This window comes from Streptomyces sp. NPDC096040, assembly GCF_040303265.1.
GTDB lineage: Bacteria > Actinomycetota > Actinomycetes > Streptomycetales > Streptomycetaceae > Streptomyces.
Genome location: NZ_JBEOTA010000042.1, coordinates 21011 through 38920, shown reverse-complemented (window position 1 = coordinate 38920; position 17910 = coordinate 21011). Strand labels below are relative to the sequence as shown.

Annotated in this window: 16 protein-coding genes; 9 read left to right on the top strand and 7 right to left on the bottom strand. The window is 70.4% G+C overall.

Annotation, left to right across the window (positions count from 1 at the left end; translation table 11 throughout):
* Positions 1-457 precede the first annotated feature (457 nt).
* The 4 genes from ABTY98_RS37310 to ABTY98_RS37295 are packed head-to-tail and all read left to right on the top strand — an operon-like array spanning position 458 to position 3381.
* Positions 458-1138, top strand: a complete 681-nt coding sequence (locus ABTY98_RS37310; RefSeq protein ID WP_352225575.1) for an ABC transporter permease — start codon at positions 458-460, stop codon at positions 1136-1138.
* Positions 1135-1806, top strand: coding sequence for an ABC transporter permease (locus tag ABTY98_RS37305; protein ID WP_352225574.1), 672 nt, complete (start codon positions 1135-1137; stop codon positions 1804-1806). Before ABTY98_RS37310 ends, ABTY98_RS37305 begins: the two co-directional genes overlap by 4 nt.
* Positions 1803-2741: an ABC transporter substrate-binding protein gene (locus ABTY98_RS37300; RefSeq protein ID WP_352225573.1), complete on the top strand. Its 939-nt coding sequence runs from the start codon at positions 1803-1805 to the stop codon at positions 2739-2741. Before ABTY98_RS37305 ends, ABTY98_RS37300 begins: the two co-directional genes overlap by 4 nt.
* Before the next feature lie 43 nt (positions 2742-2784).
* Positions 2785-3381: a hypothetical protein gene (locus tag ABTY98_RS37295; protein ID WP_352225572.1), complete on the top strand. Its 597-nt coding sequence runs from the start codon at positions 2785-2787 to the stop codon at positions 3379-3381.
* A 33-nt stretch (positions 3382-3414) separates the two neighbouring features.
* Here the strand turns inward: ABTY98_RS37295 and ABTY98_RS37290 are convergent, their stop codons facing one another.
* From ABTY98_RS37290 to rhaI, 7 genes are all read right to left on the bottom strand, one after another.
* Complete coding sequence (locus tag ABTY98_RS37290) at positions 3415-4569, bottom strand: ABC transporter ATP-binding protein (RefSeq protein WP_352225571.1); 1155 nt, start codon at positions 4567-4569, stop codon at positions 3415-3417.
* A 197-nt stretch (positions 4570-4766) separates the two neighbouring features.
* Positions 4767-5426: a LutC/YkgG family protein gene (locus ABTY98_RS37285; RefSeq protein ID WP_352225570.1), complete on the bottom strand. Its 660-nt coding sequence runs from the start codon at positions 5424-5426 to the stop codon at positions 4767-4769.
* On the bottom strand, positions 5423-6901 hold the full coding sequence (locus ABTY98_RS37280) for a LutB/LldF family L-lactate oxidation iron-sulfur protein (RefSeq protein ID WP_352225569.1): 1479 nt from the start codon (positions 6899-6901) through the stop codon (positions 5423-5425). The genes ABTY98_RS37285 and ABTY98_RS37280 overlap by 4 nt, the downstream gene beginning before the upstream one ends.
* Entirely contained in the window at positions 6898-7653 is a 756-nt protein-coding gene (locus ABTY98_RS37275; protein WP_352225568.1) for a (Fe-S)-binding protein, read from the bottom strand. The genes ABTY98_RS37280 and ABTY98_RS37275 overlap by 4 nt, the downstream gene beginning before the upstream one ends.
* Before the next feature lie 70 nt (positions 7654-7723).
* Entirely contained in the window at positions 7724-9169 is a 1446-nt protein-coding gene (locus ABTY98_RS37270) for a rhamnulokinase (protein ID WP_352225567.1), read from the bottom strand.
* Positions 9166-11205 carry a bifunctional aldolase/short-chain dehydrogenase gene (locus tag ABTY98_RS37265; RefSeq protein WP_352225566.1) on the bottom strand — a complete coding sequence of 680 codons (2040 nt, stop codon included), beginning with the start codon at positions 11203-11205 and terminating at the stop codon, positions 9166-9168. The genes ABTY98_RS37270 and ABTY98_RS37265 overlap by 4 nt, the downstream gene beginning before the upstream one ends.
* A 140-nt stretch (positions 11206-11345) precedes the next feature.
* On the bottom strand, positions 11346-12506 hold the full coding sequence (rhaI, locus tag ABTY98_RS37260; RefSeq protein ID WP_352225565.1) for an L-rhamnose isomerase: 1161 nt from the start codon (positions 12504-12506) through the stop codon (positions 11346-11348).
* Positions 12507-12763: 257 nt separating this feature from the next.
* Between rhaI and ABTY98_RS37255 the strand changes: the two genes are divergently transcribed.
* The 5 genes from ABTY98_RS37255 (at position 12764) to ABTY98_RS37235 (ending at position 17885) form a co-directional block, all read left to right on the top strand.
* On the top strand, positions 12764-14281 hold the full coding sequence (locus tag ABTY98_RS37255; RefSeq protein ID WP_352225564.1) for a sugar ABC transporter ATP-binding protein: 1518 nt from the start codon (positions 12764-12766) through the stop codon (positions 14279-14281).
* Positions 14282-14309: 28 nt separating this feature from the next.
* Positions 14310-15383, top strand: a complete 1074-nt coding sequence (locus ABTY98_RS37250) for an ABC transporter permease (protein WP_352225563.1) — start codon at positions 14310-14312, stop codon at positions 15381-15383.
* On the top strand, positions 15376-16353 hold the full coding sequence (locus tag ABTY98_RS37245) for an ABC transporter permease (RefSeq protein ID WP_352225562.1): 978 nt from the start codon (positions 15376-15378) through the stop codon (positions 16351-16353). Before ABTY98_RS37250 ends, ABTY98_RS37245 begins: the two co-directional genes overlap by 8 nt.
* A 112-nt stretch (positions 16354-16465) precedes the next feature.
* Positions 16466-17545, top strand: a complete 1080-nt coding sequence (gene rhaS, locus ABTY98_RS37240; protein ID WP_352225561.1) for a rhamnose ABC transporter substrate-binding protein — start codon at positions 16466-16468, stop codon at positions 17543-17545.
* 19 nt (positions 17546-17564) lie between these two features.
* A complete protein-coding gene (locus tag ABTY98_RS37235) occupies positions 17565-17885 on the top strand; it encodes an L-rhamnose mutarotase (protein ID WP_352225560.1) in 321 nt (106 codons plus the stop codon).
* The last annotated feature ends 25 nt before the right edge of the window (positions 17886-17910 follow it).

Genomic DNA, 17910 nt, shown 5'->3' with positions numbered 1-17910 from the left:
ACCGGTCGCCACTCGTCGTGGATCGGCACATTCGGCCCAGGCGCCCCTGGCCGCCGCGGCGTGTGTCCGGGCCGGAGGTGACATGGAGGGTCCCGCTGCGGTTCGGTATGAAGTGGCGCGTTCGACCCGGACGTTCTTGCTGCTGCGGTCTGTGCTCGGGGGTGCCGTGGTGTAGCGCGTTCCTTCGGTTTCGCCGGTTCGGATGCCCTCGTGGGAGCGGTCGCCGTCTGGCTTGGAGGTCCCCGTGGGGGCCGCTGCCGTCTGCCAAGGGGGGCGCGTTGGGCCCCTCGTGGGAGCCGTCGCCGCCCGGTCCGGATGCCCCCGTGGGACCGACCGCCTTCCGGCGATGATCGGCGCGCCTGGCCCACGTGTCCTGCCGCCCCCGCCTGCCCCGTCGGCGACCCGGACGGGTGACCACAACGCGCCGAGGCTGCTGGCCGCCCGATGCAATGGACAGGTGACCGCGCCCCCGAACGACTGCCTCGCGCGCAACGAGTGGATCTGCGGTGCCTACCTGAGCAGCCGCCGCCAGATCCTCCTCGACGCGGTCGGTCAGCACCTCCAGCTCACCGCGGTCTCGGTGCTCATCGCCCTTGTCATCGCCGTCCCGCTGGCTGTGCTGGCCCGCCGCTGGCGCTGGTCGGCCGGCCCCGTCCTCGGCGTCACGACGATCCTCTACACCATCCCCTCCCTGGCGATGTTCTCCCTGCTCCTGCCGGTCTACGGCCTCTCGGCCACTCTTGTCGTCGCCGGGCTGGTGCTCTACTCGCTCACCCTGCTCGTCCGGAACATCCTCGCGGGCCTCAGGGCCGTCCCGGAGGAGACCCGGCAGGCCGCCCGCGGCATGGGCTACGGCCCGATTCGCCTCCTGCTCACCGTCGAACTGCCCCTCGCGCTGCCTGCCGCGATGGCCGGACTGCGCATCGCCACCGTCTCGGCGGTCTCCCTGGTCACCGTCGGCGCGATCGTCGGCTTCGGCGGGCTCGGCAATCTCATCTACGCCGGCATGAACACCTACTTCAAGGCCCAGGTGCTCACCGCCTCCGTACTGTGCGTACTGATCGCCGTCGCCGCCGACCTGCTGCTGCTCGGTGTGCAGCGACTGCTCACCCCGTGGTCACGGGCGGCCCGCGCATGACGACGCTCGCCGATGCCTGGGACTGGCTCACCGACCCCGCGCACTGGGCGGGCGACGACGGGATCGGCCACCGGCTGCTCCAGCACCTCGTCCTCACCGTGGTGTGCCTCGTCATCAGCTGTCTGATCGCACTGCCGGTCGCCCTGATCCTCGGTCATCTCGGCAAGGGCGGCGCGCTCGCAGTGAACATCTCCAACGTCGGCCGCGCCGTACCCACCTTCGCCGTCCTGGTCCTGCTGCTCCTCACCCCCATCGGCAGATGGGGCGAGGGCCCCACGGTGGTGGCCCTGGTGCTGTTCGCGGTACCGCCCCTGCTCACCAACGCCTACGTCGGGATGCGCGAGGTCGACCGGAGCATCGTGCAGGCGGCGCGCGGCATGGGGATGACCGGGCGACAGATGCTGTTTCACGTAGAACTGCCCCTTTCGCTCCCCTTGGTTCTCAACGGGGTGCGGATCGCCGCCGTCCAGCTCGTGGCCACGGCGACCATCGCCGCGCTGGCCGGCGGGGGAGGGCTGGGGCGGATCATCACCGCCGGATTCAACCTGGCCAGCACACCCCAGGTGGTCGCGGGGGCGATCCTGGTCGCCGTGTTCGCACTGATCGTCGAGGGCGTCTTCGAACTCACCGAGCGGCTCGCCCCGGTCTGGGTGCGGGGCTCGCGATGAGAGTCCGTACGGCGGCCGTCGCCGTACTCCTCGTCCTCACCGCCTGCACCACCGGCCCCTCCCTGGAGAACCGCGGCGAGGTCACCGCACCCCCGGGCGACAGCCGGCACCTGACCATCGGCTCCGCCGGATTCACCGAGAGCGACCTGCTCGCCCAGATGTACGCGCAACTGCTGAACCAGGCCGGCTACCGGACCTCCTTCATCACCGTGGCCAACCGCGAGATCTACGAACCCGCCCTGGAATCCGGGCAGATCGATGTCGTCCCCGAGTACGCCGCCACCTTCGCCGACTGGCTCGACGCCAAGGCCAACGGCCCCGACGCACCGCCGGTGGGCTCGCCCGACCTCGCCACCACGATGAAGGCGCTGCGCCGCCTCGCCACACCGCGCGGCCTCACGGTCCTGGACCCCGGGCGGGCGGTGGACCAGAACGCCTTCGCGGTCACCGCCGCCTACGCCCGGCAGCACCACCTCAAGACGCTCAGCGACCTCGGCGCCTCGGGACTGCAGGTGCGGCTCGCGGCGGGTGACGAGTGCGTACAACGGCCCTACTGCGAACCGGGGTTGAAGAAGGTCTACGGCATCGACATCACCGGCGTCGACCCCAAGGGCGTCGGCACCACCCAGGCCAAGCGGGCCGTGCAGAACGGGCAGGACCAGATGGTGCTGACCACGACGACGGACGCGACCCTCGACCAGTTCGGCCTGGTCCTCCTCGCCGACGACAAGCACCTGCAGAACGCCGACTACGTCGTCCCGGTCGTCAACCGCGCGCGGGCGGGTAGCGAGCGGGTGACGAAGACGCTCGGCAAGCTCAACGACGTCCTGACGACCGCCGACCTGGCTTCCATGAACCAGCAGGTCGACAGCTGGCGACGGCTGGCCCAGGACGTGGCCCGGACGTATCTGCGGGACAAGGGCCTGGTCAAGTGACGGCCGGTGCCCGTTGTCAGTGGCGGGCGGTACGTTTCGGGGCATGGGGATCTATCTGGTGAGCGTCGCCGCACAGGAGTGGTTCGACGAGGACGCGGAGGAGGGCGGCAAGGGTGCCGTCGCCACGGCCCTCAACGGGGAGTTGGGACGGCGCGGCCTCGCCACGTACGAGTCGGTGCCCGAGGCGGCCGGCCTCGTGCGCGGCTCGGGGCTGTCGTTCGAGGAGAAGCTGGTGCCGTCCATGGACGGGTTCGGCGCGCTGTGCCGGAAACATCTGGCACCGGGGGAAGTGGAGCTGCTGCTGGGCTGGTCGGTACTGGTGCCGGTCTCGCTCGACGAGGAGATCCGGCTGCCCCTCGAAACCGCCTACACCGACGAGACGGTGGTCGCCGGCGCTCCCGAGGTGCTCGCCCTCGCAGAGCGGCTGGCGGCTGCGATCGGGCTTCCCGTCGACGTGATACCGGAGGCCTGCGACAACCTCGACCTGACGATGTGGTTCCTGGAGGGCCAGGCCGAGGGCGCGGCCGCCGCCCGCCCCGGCCCGTGGGGCGAGGACCTGGACGCCGCCTTCTATGTCGCGCTGTATCTGCGGGCCGCCCAGCACTCGCTGCGCCGCGGTTGCCCGATGACGTACTCCTGACGAACACCGTCCGACACCCTGCCGCTCTGCCGGTCAGGCGTCGGAGACCGAGTCGAACGGCACCTGACCTCGCGAGACGCCGCGTGCGTCCGCGTCCACCGAGCGGCGCAGCGCCTCGTGCAGCTTGGCAGGGGTCAGCACGCCCAGGAAGCGTGAGCCGTCGAGGACCGCGACCCACCCCGCGTCGTGCTGGAGCATCACACCGAACGCCTGCTTCAGCGGGGCGCCGACCGGCACCCACGCGGTCATCCGGTGCGCGAGGCCGCCCACCGTGCCGCCCGCCGCCAACTCGTCCCGGCCCACCCAGCCGTGCAGGTCGCCGTTCGGGTCCAGGACCACCGCCCAGCGGGCGCTCTCCGCCCGCAGCCGCGCGGCGGCGCTCTCGGCGGACTCGGCCGGGCGCGCGACCGGCGGCTGCTCCAGGTCGTCCGGCTCGATCTCGGTCACCGACAACCGCTTCAGCCCGCGGTCCGCGCCCACGAACTCGGCGACGTACGGCGTGGCGGGCGTCCCCAGCACCGCACCCGGCGTGTCGTACTGCTCGATGCGCCCCTGCCCGTACACCGCGATCCGGTCACCGAGCCGCACCGCCTCCTCGATGTCATGGGTGACCAGCAGCACCGTCTTGCGCACGGCTGCCTGCATGCTGAGGAACTCGTCCTGCAACTGCTCCCGCACCACCGGGTCGACCGCGCCGAACGGCTCGTCCATCAGCAGTACAGGCGGATCGGCGGCGAGCGCGCGGGCCACGCCGACCCGCTGCCGCTGGCCGCCGGAGAGCTGGTCCGGGTAGCGCGGCCCGAACGTCCCAGGGTCCAGGCCCACCAGGTCGAGCAGTTCGGCGGCACGCTCGCGGGCCCTGGCCCGCTTCCAGCCGAGCAGGGCCGGGACGGTCGCGGTGTTGTCGAGGATGGTGCGGTGCGGGAAGAGGCCCACCTGCTGGATGACGTAGCCGATCCGGCGGCGCAGTTGCACGGGGTCGACCTGGGCGATGTCCTCGCCGGCGACGAGGATCCGGCCGGAGGTCGGTTCGATGAGCCGGTTGACCATCATCATCGTCGTGGTCTTGCCGCAGCCGGACGGGCCCACGAGCGTGACGAGTTCACCCTCCGCCACCTCGAAGGAGAGGCCGTCCACGGCGGTCGTGCCGTCCGGATACCGCTTGGTGACCTGCTCGAACCGGATCATTCCCTCACGCTAGCCGCGAGCGTTCCGGACCGCTCGCCCGCCGCCGGACGGCGTACCGCATCCGGGTCACCCGCTACGGCGCACCGGTAGGGGACAGCAGCCCCGTCCCCGGCCCCCGACTCGGTCGCCGTACGCTACGGCGGCCCCGGCCCCGGCCTCGCGGCCGGCAGTCGGCGGGCACCCGTTCCAGCCGGCTCCTACGAGTTGACCTCGGTACCCGGCTGACCATCGCCGACCAGCACCACCTCCAGGGTGCGCGGGCCGTGCACCCCCTCGACCCGGTCCAGCTCGATGTCGCTGGTCGCGGACGGCCCGGAGATCCAGGTCAAGGGGCGGGCCGGGTCGAGGCGTTCGAGGGCCTGGGGCACGGACGACACGACCTGGTCGGGTACCCGCACCACACAGATGTGATGGTCCGGGACGAGCGTGATACGGCGGCGGCCCTGGTCCGGGCCGCCGTCCAGCACGATCGTCCCGGTCTCGGCGATCGCCACCGCACACCCGGTGACCACACTGCCGACCCCGTCGAGTTCGTGCGGTGTGCTCTCGGCGCGATCCGGAATCACCTCGGCATCGGCCACCGAGACCCACTCCGGGTCCAGCCCCGTCGGCACGACCACCGTCCCGACCCCACGCTCGGCGACCAACCGGCCGATCAGGGAGGCCAGTTCACCCTCCGCGCACCGATGCACGACCGCCCGGTAGTCCGCCAGGTTCTCGGCGAGCAGTTCCACCGTCTCCGCGACGCTCCGCTCCCCGTGCTCGCGCAGATACGTCCGCTCGACCGGCGCGTCCTCGCCCGGCACATCGGCAAGCGCGCGCCGCACCCGCCCCAGGACCCGCTCCCTGCTGCTCACTTCGCACCGCCCTTTCCGCCGTTCGTCCGCTGCCACCAGTCCCGGAACGGCTCCGCCGGTACGGCCGGCAGGTCCCGCGTCGCGCTCCACGCCCTGCCGGGACCCGGCAGCGTACGAGGGAGGAGGCGACGGCTGCGGGAGGCGAGCCGCTGGCCGGTGCGCAGGGCGGCCGGGTGGGAGAACGCCCAGCGGGCCGCACGCATCGCCGCCCGCTCGGCCGCATGCCCCTTGGCCGGCTTGAGCAGCACCCTGTTGCCGTTCCTGACCGCCTCGCCGCCCTCCACGACCCGCTCCCGCAGATGCACCAGCACCTCGGGGATGTCGATGGCGACCGGGCACACCTCGTAACAGGCCCCGCACAGCGACGAGGCGTACGGCAGCGAGGCGTCGATCTCGCTCGCCGTCCCCCGCAGCTGGGGGCTGAGGATCGCACCGATCGGGCCCGGGTAGACCGAGCCGTAGGCGTGGCCGCCCGCCCGCTCGTACACCGGGCACACATTGAGGCAGGCCGAGCAGCGGATGCAGCGCAGCGCCTGGCGGCCGACCTCGTCGGCGAGGGTGTCGGTGCGGCCGTTGTCGAGGAGCACCAGGTGAAAGGTCTGCGGGCCGTCCCCGTCGGTGGTGCCGGTCCACATCGAGGTGTACGGGTTCATGCGTTCGGCCGTCGACGAGCGGGGGAGGGTCTGCAGGAAGACCTCCAGGTCCCGCCAGGTCGGCACGATCTTCTCGATACCGACGACCGAGATCAGCGTCTCGGGCAGGGTGAGGCACATCCGGCCGTTGCCCTCGGACTCGACGACGACCAGGGTGCCCGTTTCGGCGACCATGAAGTTGGCTCCGGAGATACCGACCTTGGCGCGCAGGAACTTCTCGCGGAGGTGGAGCCGGGCCGCCTCGGCGAGTTCGGCCGGAGTGTCGGTGAGCCCCTCGGGCGCGGGGCGTCCCCACTCACCCATCTCACGCCGGAAGATGTCCCGGATCTCCGCCCGGTTCCGGTGGATGGCCGGCACCAGGATGTGCGAGGGCCGGTCCCTGCCCAACTGCACGATCAGCTCGGCGAGATCGGTCTCATAGGCCCGGACGCCCTCGGCCTCCAGAGCCTCGTTCAGCCCGATCTCCTGCGTGGCCATCGACTTGACCTTGACGACCTCCGACTCGCCGGTCTCCTTGACCAGCGCGGCCACGATCCGGTTGGCCTCGTCGGCGTCGGCAGCCCAGTGGACCGTACCGCCGGCCGCCGTCACCGCCTGCTCCAACTGGACCAGATACCGGTCGAGATGACGGAGCGTATGATCCTTGATCTGTTTGCCGGCCTCCCGTAGCGCGTCCCAGTCGGACACCTCCGCGACGGCCCTGGCCCGCTTGGCGCGGATGGTGTGCGTGGCGTGGCGCAGATTCCCGCGCAGCGTCCGGTCGTTGACGGCCTCGTGCGCGGCCTTCGGAAAGGCCGGCATCCCCACATACGTCCCGCTCATACGGCCGGTTCCTCCTCCGTGCTCGCCAGGATCTCCGCGATGTGCACCGGCCGCATACCGGTACCGAGCCGGGTCATGGTGCCGCCGATGTGCATGAGGCAGGAGTTGTCGGCCGAACACAGCACCTCGGCGCCGGTGGACTCGGCGTTGCGCACCTTGTCCGTGCCCATCGCCGCCGAGACGTCGGGATTCTTGACCGCGAAGGTGCCGCCGAACCCGCAGCACTCCTCGGCCCCCGGGAGCTCCACCAGCTCCAGCCCCTTCACCGCCCGAAGCAGCCGGTGCGGCCGGTCGCCGAGCCCCAGGCTGCGCAGCCCGTGACAGGTCGGGTGATAGGTGACCCGGTGGGGGTAGTAGGCCCCCACGTCCGTCACCCCGAGCACATCCACCAGGAACTCGGTCAGCTCGTACGTCTTCGGCACCACGGGCGCCAGCGTCGCCGCCAGCCCGCTCCCGCGCCCCTCCGCCCTGGCCCGTTCGCCCATCCTCGGATACAGCTCCCGCACCATCGCCCCGCATGACCCGGACGGGGTGACGATCGCCTCGTACTCCCCGAAGACATCGGAGAAATGCCGGGCGAGGGGCTCGGCCTCATGGCGATAGCCGGTGTTGTAATGGGCCTGTCCGCAGCAGGTCTGGGCCATCGGGAAGTCGACCTCGACGCCCAGCCTGGTCAGGAGTTTCACCACGGCGCGCCCGGTGTCCGGATAGAGCGTGTCATTGACGCAGGTCAGGAACAGGGCGACACGCATCGCGGCTCCTAGAGGTCGATCATCGGATGAGTGCAGAGTAGTAGGCCGGTGCGGGCAGCGGGAGACCCGGTCACCGTGTGGCGAGTCGTGCCTCGGCCGCCGCCCAGCGGGCGGTGTCGCCGCGCGGCGCGTACCGGGTGAGCGGCTGGGTGCGCGTGAGCAGCCGCCGCATGTCGGCGAGGTCGCCGACGAGACCGTGCGCACGGGCCTGGACCAGCACGTTCCCGAGGGCCGCAGCCTCCGTCGGACCCACCACCACCGGCAGCCCGCAGGCGTCGGCGGTGAGCTGGCAGAGCAGCGCGTTGCGGGTGCCACCACCCACCACATACACCGTGTCCACCGGATGATCGGCGAGCCGCTGCGCGTCGGTGACCGCCCGCCGGTGGGCAAGCGCCAGGGAGTCGAGGATGCACCGGGTGATCTCACCGGGAGTGCGCGGCACCGGCTGTCCGGACGCCCGGCACGCCTCGGCGATCCGCTCCGGCATCCGGCCGGGGGCCAGGAACACCGCGTCCCCCGCGTCCACCACCGAGCGCAGCGCCGGCACGCCGGCCGCCTCCCGCAGCAGCCCGCCCAGATCCGGGTCACCCCAGGCCCGTACGCACTCCTGGAGCAGCCACAGCCCCATGATGTTGCGCAGATAGCGGACCGTGCCGTCCAGCCCCAGCTCGTTGGTGAAGTTGGCGGTCCGGCTCTCCTCGGTCAGCACGGGCGCGGCCAGTTCGAGCCCGGCCAGCGACCAGGTGCCGGTGCAGATATAGGCGAACCGTTCACCGGCCGCCGGTACGGCGGCCACCGCCGACGCGGTGTCGTGCGAGCCGACGGTGGTCACCGGCACCGGCCCGGTCAGCCCGGTCTCCTCCAGCACCCCGGGGCGCAGCACCCCGGCCGGATCCCCGGGCCGCCGCAGCGGCGCGAACAGCCCGAGGTCGATCCCCAGCCGGTCCGCGACGTCGTACGACCAGTCGCGCGTCCGGGGGTCGATCAGCTGGGTGGTGGAGGCATTGGTCAGCTCGGTGCCCTGTTCGCCGGTCAGCCAGTACGACAGCAGGTCGGGGATGAGCAACAGCCGCTCGGCATGCGCGAACTGCGCGCCCGAACGCGCCGCCACCACCTGGTAGAGGGTGTTGAAGGGCGCGTACTGGAGCCCGGTACGGGCGTACAGCTCCGCCGGTGGCAGGGTCGCCCACACCTTCTCGGCGACCCCCTCCGTGCGGGCGTCACGGTAGTGCACCGGGTTGCCGAGCAGCGCCCCGTCGGCGTCCAGTAGCCCGTAGTCCACGGCCCAGCTGTCCAGCCCGACCGAGTCCACCCGCCCCGCCGCCCTGAGCCCCTCCAACACCCCGGCGTACAGGGCGAGTACGTCCCAGCGCAGCCCCTCCGGCAGCCGCACCGGCCGGTTCGCGAACCGGTGTGCCTCGGTCAGCTCCAGGGAGTCCGGCCCCGCCCGGCCGACCATGACCCGCCCGCTGGACGCGCCGAGGTCGACCGCGGCATAGGTCCTGTGGGCGGTCATCGCAGGAACGCGGCCGCCACACCCGCGTCGACGGGCACATGCAGCCCGGTGGTGTGGGTGAGTTCCCCTCCCGTCAGCGCGAACACGGCGTTCGCCACATGCTCGGGCAGCACCTCACGCTTGAGGATGGTCCGCTGCGCGTAGAACTCGCCCAGCTTCGACTCCTCCACCCCGTACACGGCGGCCCGCTGGGCTCCCCACCCGCCGGCGAAGATCCCGGACCCTCGCACCACACCGTCGGGATTCACCCCGTTGACCCGGATCCCGTGCTCGCCCAACTCGGCTGCCAGCAGGCGCACTTGATGGGCCTGGTCGGCCTTGGTGGCCGAGTAGGCGATGTTGTTGGGTCCGGCGAACACGGCGTTCTTGGAGGCGATATAGACGATGTCACCGCCGAGCCCCTGGGCGATCATCACCCGGGCCGCCTCTCGCGACACCAGGAAGGAACCGCGGGCCATGATGTCGTGCTGGAGGTCCCAGTCCTTCGCCGAAGTCTCCAGCAGGGGCTTGGAGACGGAGATCCCCGCGTTGTTGACGACGAGGTCGACCCCGCCGAAAGCCAGCACGGCCGCCCGGAAGGCCGCGAAGATCTGCTCCTCGTCCGTCACGTCGACGGTGACGGCGACGGCCTTGTCGGACCCGCCGAGCTCCTCCGCGACGGCGGCGGCCCTCCCGGCCTCGACATCGGCGACGACGACACAGGCCCCCTCGGCGGCAAGCCGGTGCACGATCGCCTTGCCGATCCCACTGCCGGCCCCCGTCACCAGCGCCACCCGGGTCGCCAGAGCCTTCGGCTCCGGCATCCGCTGAAGCTTGGCCTCCTCCAGCGCCCAGTACTCGATCCGGAACTTCTCCGACTCCTCGATCGGCGCGTACGCCGACACGGCCTCGGCCCCGCGCATCACATTGATCGCGTTGACATAGAACTCGCCCGCGACCCGGGCCGTCTGCTTGTCCTTCCCGAAGCTGAACATGCCGACGCCGGGCACCAGCACGATCGCCGGGTCGGCGCCGCGCATGGCGGGGGAGTCGGGCAGGGCGTGCCGCTGGTAGTAGGCGGCGTACTCCTCGCGGTAAGCGGAGTGCAGCTCCTTGAGCCGGGCAATGGCCTCGTCGAGCGGCGCGGTCGGCGGCAGGTCAAGGACGAGGGGCCGTACCTTCGTCCGTAGGAAGTGGTCCGGGCACGACGTCCCCAGCGCCGCGAGCCGCGGATGCTCGGCCCGGGCCAGGAAGTCGAGAACGACCTCGGTGTCGGTGAAGTGCCCGACCTGCGCCTTGTCCTGGGAGGCGAGGGCCCGCACATACGGCGCGAGCGCGGCGGCCCGCTCCCGCCGTTCGGCCTCCGGCAGCGCGCCGTACCCCTCCACGACGGACCCGAAGGGCTCCGCCCTGCCACGTTCGGCGAGGAAGGCCTCGGCGGTGCGGATGATGTGCAGCGAGTTCCGCTCGCACTCCTCGGAACTGTCGCCCCAGGCGGTGATCCCGTGCCCGCCGAGGACGCACCCGATGGCCTGCGGGTTGGCGGCCTTGACGGCTGCGATGTCCAGCCCGAGCTGGAACCCGGGCCGTCGCCAGGGCACCCACACGACGGTGTCCCCGAAACACTCGGCGGTCAGCTTCTCCCCGTCGGCGGCACAGGCCAGCGCGATCCCGGAGTCCGGGTGCAGATGATCGACGTGCGGGGCGTCGACGAGCCCGTGCATGGCGGTGTCGATGGAGGGAGCGGCACCGCCCTTGCCGTGCAGGCAGTAGTCGAAGGCGCCGACCATCTCGTCCTCGCGCTCGACGCCCGGATAGACACCGGTGAGCGCCCGTAGCCGGTCGAGCCGCAGCACGGCGAGCCCGGCCTCGGTGAGGGTGCCGAGATCCCCACCGGACCCCTTCACCCACATCAGCTCGACGTCACCACCGGTGACGGGGTCGATGGCCGCGCCTTTGGCGGAGGCGTTGCCGCCGGCGTAGTTGGTGTTACGGGGATCGGAGCCGAGCCGACGGGAGCGGGCGAGGAGGGAGGCGGCTTCGGGATGAGCGGGCATAAGAGATTCCTTACTTCTCGAACGAGCGTGAGTGCATTTCCCCAGGGGCGCGGGGCTGTGTTTCCTTTGCGGCTTCGCCGCGTGGGCGCGAGCGGCCACGTCGGACCCGCAGGCCGCGAATCACAGATCCCGGCAGACGCTTACGCCCCCCACCCTGCCTGCTGCCCCCCAACCCGCTCAGCGACAACCTTCTCGGCCCACCCGGACCGCCGGTACGCCTTCATCGGGTCGGGGTCCAGCCCCATCTCCTCGCGCACCTCGCAAAGCAACGGCCGCACATCCGTGTCATACGCATCCATCAGCACGGCATTCGCACCGAGCACATCCCCCGCGGCCTGCGCCGCGGCCAGCGCCCCCCGATCCACCAGCAACGCCTTCGCCGTGGCCTCCTGCACATTCATCACCGACCGGATGATCGCGGGGATCTTCGCCTCGATGTTGTGACACTGATCGAGCATGAAGGCCACATCGGAGGTGAACCCGCCCCCGCCCACGACCTCGCACATGATCCGGAACAGCTGGAACGGATCCGCGGCCCCGACCATGAGGTCGTCGTCCGCGTAGAACCGCGAGTTGAAGTCGAACCCGCCGAGCTTCCCCTCCCTCAGTAGCGTGGCGACGATGAACTCGATGTTGGTGCCCGGCGCGTGGTGCCCGGTGTCGACCACGACCTTCGCCTTCGGCCCCAGCTTCAGACAGTGGGCGTAGGCCGTGCCCCAGTCCGGCACGTCGGTCGTGTAGAAGGACGGCTCGAACAGCTTGTACTCCAGCAGCATCCGCTGCCCCTCGCCCAGCCGCCCGTACACCTCGGCCAGCCCCTCCGCGAGCCGGTCCTGGCGTGCTCGGATGTCGTCCTGCCCGGGGTAGTTGGTGCCGTCCGCGAACCACAGCTTCAGGTCGCTGGACCCCGTCGCGTCCATGATGTCGACGCACTCCAGCAGATGGCCGACGGCCTTGCGCCGCACCGCCGCGTCCGGATGGCAGATGCTGCCCAGCTTGTAGTCGTCGTCCTGGAAGGTGTTGGAGTTGATCGCCCCCAGCTTCAGCCCCTGCTTCTCGGCGTGCCCGGCCAGGTCCGCGTAGTCGTCCACCCTGTCCCAGGGGATGTGCAACGCCACCGTCGGCGCGACCCCGGTCACCGCGTGCACCTGCGCCGCGTCGTCCAGCTTCTCCTTCGGCGAGCGCGGCACGCCCTGCTGGGCGAACACCTTGAAACGGGTCCCCGAGTTTCCGTACGCCCATGACGGCGTCTCGACGGCCTGGGTCTTCAGCGCGGCCTTCACCGCGGCGAGGTCGGTCACTTCGGGGCTCCTGGAGTCTGCGCGGTGAAACGATTCAGAACGGCAAAGTATGAGTCTTCCCGAAGGGGTGTCAAGGACTCCGACCAACCCGGTTTTCCGTGACTCCGCCGTGAACTTCGGCTATCGAAATTTTTTCGATACGGACCCATTGACGTGACATGCCCGTGGTGCCTACGGTCCCGGCAATCCAGTTGAAACCTTTCACGACGCTGTGGAGTCGGTGCGGACCGTCCCGCCGGTGTCGTCGAGGAGCCCCCATGACCCACCCGTCCGACACGGGACCGGCCCCGGTGCTGGCGCTGAAGGACGTCTCCAAGTCCTTCGGTGCCGTCCGCGCCCTGCGGGACGTCTCCCTGGAGCTGTTCCCCGGCGAGGTGCACGCCCTCGCCGGCGAGAACGGCGCAGGCAAGTCGACGCTGATCAAGACCCTCGCCGGGGTGCACCGACCGGACGCCGGTCAGGTGCTGCTCGACGGCGAGCCCGTCGTCTTCCACGGCCCCGGCGACGCCCGCGACGCCGGAATCGCCGTGATCTACCAGGAACCCACGCTCTTCCCCGACCTGTCGATCGCCGAGAACATCTTCATGGGCCGTCAGCCCCGGCGGGCGCTGGGCCGGATCGACCACAAGGCCACCCGCGCGGCCACGGCCGCCCTGATGAAGCGGCTCGGCGTCGCCCTCGACCCCGACCGCCCCGCCCGCGGTCTGTCCATCGCGGACCAGCAGATCGTCGAGATCGCCAAGGCCCTCTCCTTCGACGCGCGGGTCCTGATCATGGACGAGCCGACGGCCGCCCTGACCGGCAGCGAGGTCGCCCGGCTCTTCGGCGTCGTCCGCACCCTGCGCGAACAGGGCGCCGCCGTGCTGTTCATCTCGCACCGGCTGGAGGAGATCTTCCAGATCTGCCGGCGGGTCACCACCCTCCGGGACGGCGCCTGGATCGCCAGCGAGCCCGTCGACGGCATGACCGAGGACGACCTCGTACGCCGTATGGTCGGCCGGGACCTGGACGAGCTGTACCCCAAGCAGGACGTGTCGGCGGGTGAAGTCGCCCTCTCGGTGCGGCGGTTGACGCGGGAGGGCGTCTTCACCGACATCTCCTTCGAGGTGCGCTCCGGTGAGATCGTCGGCCTCGCCGGACTGGTCGGCGCCGGCCGCACCGAGGTCGCGCGGGCCGTGTTCGGCGTCGACCGCTGGGACGCGGGGGAGGTGGAGGTACGGGGACGCAGACTCACCAACGGCGCCCCCTCCACGGCGATGGCCGCCGGCCTCGCCCTCGTCCCCGAGGACCGGCGCGCCCAGGGCCTGGTGATGGACATGTCCATCGAGCGCAACATCGGCCTGACGGGACTGCGTACGACCGTCAGGGCGGGCCTCGTCGACCGGGCCGCCGAGCGCAGCCGCTCCCTCGACTGGGCGGTCAGGCTCCAGGTGAAGTACGCCCGGATCGCCGACGCGGTCTCCACCCTGTCCGGCGGCAACCAGCAGAAGGTCGTCCTCGCCAAATGGCTGGCGACCGGACCGAAGGTGCTGATCGTCGACGAGCCGACCCGTGGCATCGACGTCGGTACGAAAGCCGAAGTCCACCGGCTCCTTGGTGAGTTGGCCGCCGACGGGGTCGCCGTCCTGATGATCTCCTCCGACCTGCCCGAGATCCTCGGTATGGCCGACCGCGTACTGGTGATGCACGAGGGCCGGATCACCGCCGAGATCCCGCGCTCCGACGCCACCGAGGAGACCGTGATGGCCGCAGCGACCGGGAGGGCCGCCGCATGACGACCGCCGCCGTGGGGAGGGCCGCCGCATGACGGTGACCACCTCCGAACAGACCTCCGTCGCCGAGGCGCCCGAGTCCAGCGGGACCCGGCTCGTCGACCGTGTCTTCAAGATGCGCGAACTCGCCATCCTGGTCGTCTTCCTGGTGATGATCGCCGTCACCCAGGCCGGCAACAGCGAGTTCCTCTCCCAGCAGGGCATCAAGGACCTGCTCCTCAACGCGACCATCCTGGTGCTGGTCGCCACCGGACAGTCCCTGGTGGTGATCAGCAGGAACGTCGACCTGTCCGTCGGCTCCACGCTCGGCATCACCGCCTTCGCCGCCGGCGACTATCTTCACGGCGGCGGAAACACGGTCGTCGCGATCCTCCTTGCCGTGCTGCTCGGCATCGGCTGCGGGCTCCTCAACGGCCTTCTCGTGAGCCTCGGCCAGGTGCCCGCGCTGGTCGTCACCCTCGGCACGCTCTACATCATCCGGGGCGTCGACTCCATCTGGGTCGGCTCCCGGCAGATCACGGCCGCGGATCTCCCCGGCGGCTTCAACGACTTCGGCTCGGGCGGACTGTCGGCCGTCCCCTGGCTCGCGCTCATCGCCCTCGCCGTCCTGGTCGCCACCGCCTACTACCTCAAACACTTCAGCAGCGGCCGGGAGTTGTACGCCCTCGGCTCCAACCCGGAGGCCGCCCGGCTGGCCGGCATCCCGGTGCGCAAGCGGATCCTCACCGCGTACACCTTCTGCGGTGCCCTCGCCGGGCTGGCCGGAGCCATGTACCTGGCCCGCTTCGGCAACGTCGACTCCGGAACCGGGAACGGCTACGAACTCACCGTCGTGAGCGCCGTGGTGGTCGGCGGTGTGGTCTTCACGGGCGGCTCCGGGAGCGTGTACGGCGCCGCGCTGGGCGCGCTGCTGCTGACCTCCGTCAACAGCGTGCTGCCCGCCCTGGGGGTCAGCTCCGTGTGGGTCCTCGCCATCAACGGCTTCCTGCTGCTGCTCGCCATCGCCGTCGACCGGGTCGTGGCGCTGCGGGTGGCGGCCGCGCTGAAGAAGAAGTCGGCCCTCAAGAGGACCGCGATCAGCAAGGAGAGCACCAGCCATGCCTGAGTCCTTGACGCGTGCGATTCGCTGGGACACCGTCGTCGGCGCCCTGCTGGCCGTCCTGCTGCTGTTCTCCTTCGGCTTCGTGGACGGCTTCGGCAACTCGCTCAACCTGTCGTTCCTGATCGGCAACACGCTTCCGATCGCCCTGATCGCGCTGCCCATGACCCTGCTGGTCGTCGCCGGCGAGATCGACCTGTCGGTCGCCTCGACCGCCGGGCTCTCGGGCGCGGTCATGGGCAGGCTCTGGAACGAGGGCATGGCGATCGAGACGATCATTCCGCTCTGTCTGCTGCTGGGCGTGGTGTGCGGGCTGGTCAACGGGCTGCTGGTGACCCGCCTTGGCCTGCCGTCGCTGGCCGTCACCATCGGCACGCTCGCGGCCTACCGGGGCATCGCGCAGATCGTGCTCGGCTCGGACGCGGTCACCGACTTCCCCACGCAGTACCTGGACTTCGCGGCGGGGCGACTCGGCGACACGTTCCTGCCGCGGGCCCTCCTGCCGTTCCTGGTGCTGCTCGTGATCGCGGTTGTGGTGCTGCATGCCACGTCGTTCGGGCGGTCGCTGTTCGCGGTCGGGGCGAGTGAGGAGGCGGCGCGGTTCGCCGGGATCCGGGTGAAGCGGCACAAGCTGATCCTGTTCGTCGCGACCGGGTTCATGGCGTCTCTGACGGGGATCTTCTGGGCCCTCCACTACGCGAGTGCGCGGTACGACAACGCGACGGGGCTCGAACTGTCGGTCGTCGCCGCCGTGTTGCTCGGGGGGATCGACTTCGACGGGGGGCGCGGGACGCTTGGCGGAGCCGTCGCCGGTGTGTTTCTGCTCGGGGCGTTGCAGAACGTCATGAGTTTGCTCAATGTGTCCGCGCAATCCCAGATAGTCGTGACCGGTGTGCTGCTCGTCGTGTCGGTGCTGGGGCCGAGGGTGGCCAAGCAGGTCTCCCTCGCCAGGCACAAGGCCGCAAAGGCCGTCTGAACACTGCGGGTTGTGTGTGGTTGATCGCGCCCACGCGGCGGAGCCGCAAATGAAATGCAGCCCGGCGCCCCTGACGGGGCGCTCCAGAGTACCTTCGTGCAAAGGAACCCTTATGCGTAAGTCATCCCTCCGGCGTGCCTCCGTCGCCCTCGCCGCCGTCTCCTCCCTCGCCCTCGCCGCCACCGCCTGTGGTGGTACCACCAAGAACAACTCCAGCAGTGACGACTCAGCGGCCACCTCCACCGCGAAGGCCGATCCGACCGCCGCCCTCAAGAAGGGCCTCACCGTCGGCTTCCTCCCCAAGCAGGTCAACAACCCCTACTTCACCTCCGCCGACAAGGGCGGCGAGAAGGCGCTCACCGAGCTGGGTTCCAAGTACAAGGAGGTCGGGCCCTCCAGTGCCACCGACACCTCCGGGCAGGTCTCCTACGTCAACACCCTCACCCAGCAGCAGGTCAACGCCATGGCCGTGTCCGCCCAGGACCCCGGCGCGCTGTGCACCGCGCTCAAGCAGGCCATGAGTAACGGGATCAAGGTCGTCACCTACGACTCCGACACCAACGCCGGCTGCCGCAACGCCTTCGTCTCGCAGGCCGGCGCCGAGGACCTCGGCCGTACCGAAGTGCAGCTGCTCGCCCAGCAGATCGGGTACAAGGGCGAGATCGCGGTCCTGTCCGCCGCACAGACCGCGACCAACCAGAACACCTGGATCGGGTACATGAGGGAGGAGCTGAAGGACCCGAAGTACAAGAACGTCAAGCTGGTCAAGATCGCCTACGGCAACGACGACGCGCAGCAGTCCTTCCAGCAGACCCAGGGCCTGCTCCAGCAGTACCCGAACCTCAAGGGGATCGTCTCCCCGACTACCGTCGGCATCAAGGCGGCCGCCCAGTACCTGTCCGGCTCCAAGTACAAGGGCAAGGTCAAGCTGACCGGACTCGGCACGCCCAACGACATGCGGCAGTACGTCAAGAACGGCACCGTCGACGCCTTCGAGCTGTGGGACCCGGCCAAGCTCGGCGACCTCGCCGCCCGCACCGCCGTCGCCCTGGCCTCCGGGCAGATCACCGGCAAGGAGGGCGAGACCTTCAAGGCCGGCTCCACCACCTACACCATCGGCAAGGACGGCGTGATCAACCTCGGCAAGCCGACCGTGTTCGACGCGAAGAACATCGACCAGTTCAACTTCTAGGCGCGTTCAAGGGGCGTTGATGCAGCGCGTCTGTTTCCTCCTCAAGGTCCGGAAGGACCGCATCGCCGAGTACCGCGAACGCCATGCCACCGTGTGGCCGGAGATGCGCGAGGCGCTCTCCGCCACCGGTTGGCACAACTACTCGCTCTTCCTGCGCGACGACGGCCTGCTGGTCGGCTATCTGGAGACCGAGGACTTCGAGGCCGCCCGCGCCGGCATGGAGGCCACCGAGGTCAACGCCCGCTGGCAGGCCGAGATGGGGCCGTTCTTCGAGTCGCTGGACGGCACCCGGCCCGACGAGGCGATGAAGCCGCTCACCGAAGTGTTCCACCTCACCTGACCCGTCCCCTCGCTCAGGAGCCGCT

Excerpts from the sequence above, each read along its gene's own strand:
- ABTY98_RS37305 (WP_352225574.1), top strand. The coding sequence starts at position 1,135 with ATGACGACGCTCGCCGATGCCTGGGACTGGCTCACCGACCCCGCGCAC.
- ABTY98_RS37300 (WP_352225573.1), top strand. The coding sequence starts at position 1,803 with ATGAGAGTCCGTACGGCGGCCGTCGCCGTACTCCTCGTCCTCACCGCC.
- ABTY98_RS37295 (WP_352225572.1), top strand. The coding sequence starts at position 2,785 with ATGGGGATCTATCTGGTGAGCGTCGCCGCACAGGAGTGGTTCGACGAG.
- ABTY98_RS37290 (WP_352225571.1), bottom strand. The coding sequence starts at position 4,569 with ATGATCCGGTTCGAGCAGGTCACCAAGCGGTATCCGGACGGCACGACC.
- ABTY98_RS37280 (WP_352225569.1), bottom strand. The coding sequence starts at position 6,901 with ATGAGCGGGACGTATGTGGGGATGCCGGCCTTTCCGAAGGCCGCGCAC.
- ABTY98_RS37275 (WP_352225568.1), bottom strand. The coding sequence starts at position 7,653 with ATGCGTGTCGCCCTGTTCCTGACCTGCGTCAATGACACGCTCTATCCG.
- ABTY98_RS37270 (WP_352225567.1), bottom strand. The coding sequence starts at position 9,169 with ATGACCGCCCACAGGACCTATGCCGCGGTCGACCTCGGCGCGTCCAGC.
- ABTY98_RS37265 (WP_352225566.1), bottom strand. The coding sequence starts at position 11,205 with ATGCCCGCTCATCCCGAAGCCGCCTCCCTCCTCGCCCGCTCCCGTCGG.
- ABTY98_RS37255 (WP_352225564.1), top strand. The coding sequence starts at position 12,764 with ATGACCCACCCGTCCGACACGGGACCGGCCCCGGTGCTGGCGCTGAAG.
- ABTY98_RS37250 (WP_352225563.1), top strand. The coding sequence starts at position 14,310 with ATGACGGTGACCACCTCCGAACAGACCTCCGTCGCCGAGGCGCCCGAG.
- ABTY98_RS37245 (WP_352225562.1), top strand. The coding sequence starts at position 15,376 with ATGCCTGAGTCCTTGACGCGTGCGATTCGCTGGGACACCGTCGTCGGC.
- rhaS (WP_352225561.1), top strand. The coding sequence starts at position 16,466 with ATGCGTAAGTCATCCCTCCGGCGTGCCTCCGTCGCCCTCGCCGCCGTC.
- ABTY98_RS37235 (WP_352225560.1), top strand. The coding sequence starts at position 17,565 with ATGCAGCGCGTCTGTTTCCTCCTCAAGGTCCGGAAGGACCGCATCGCC.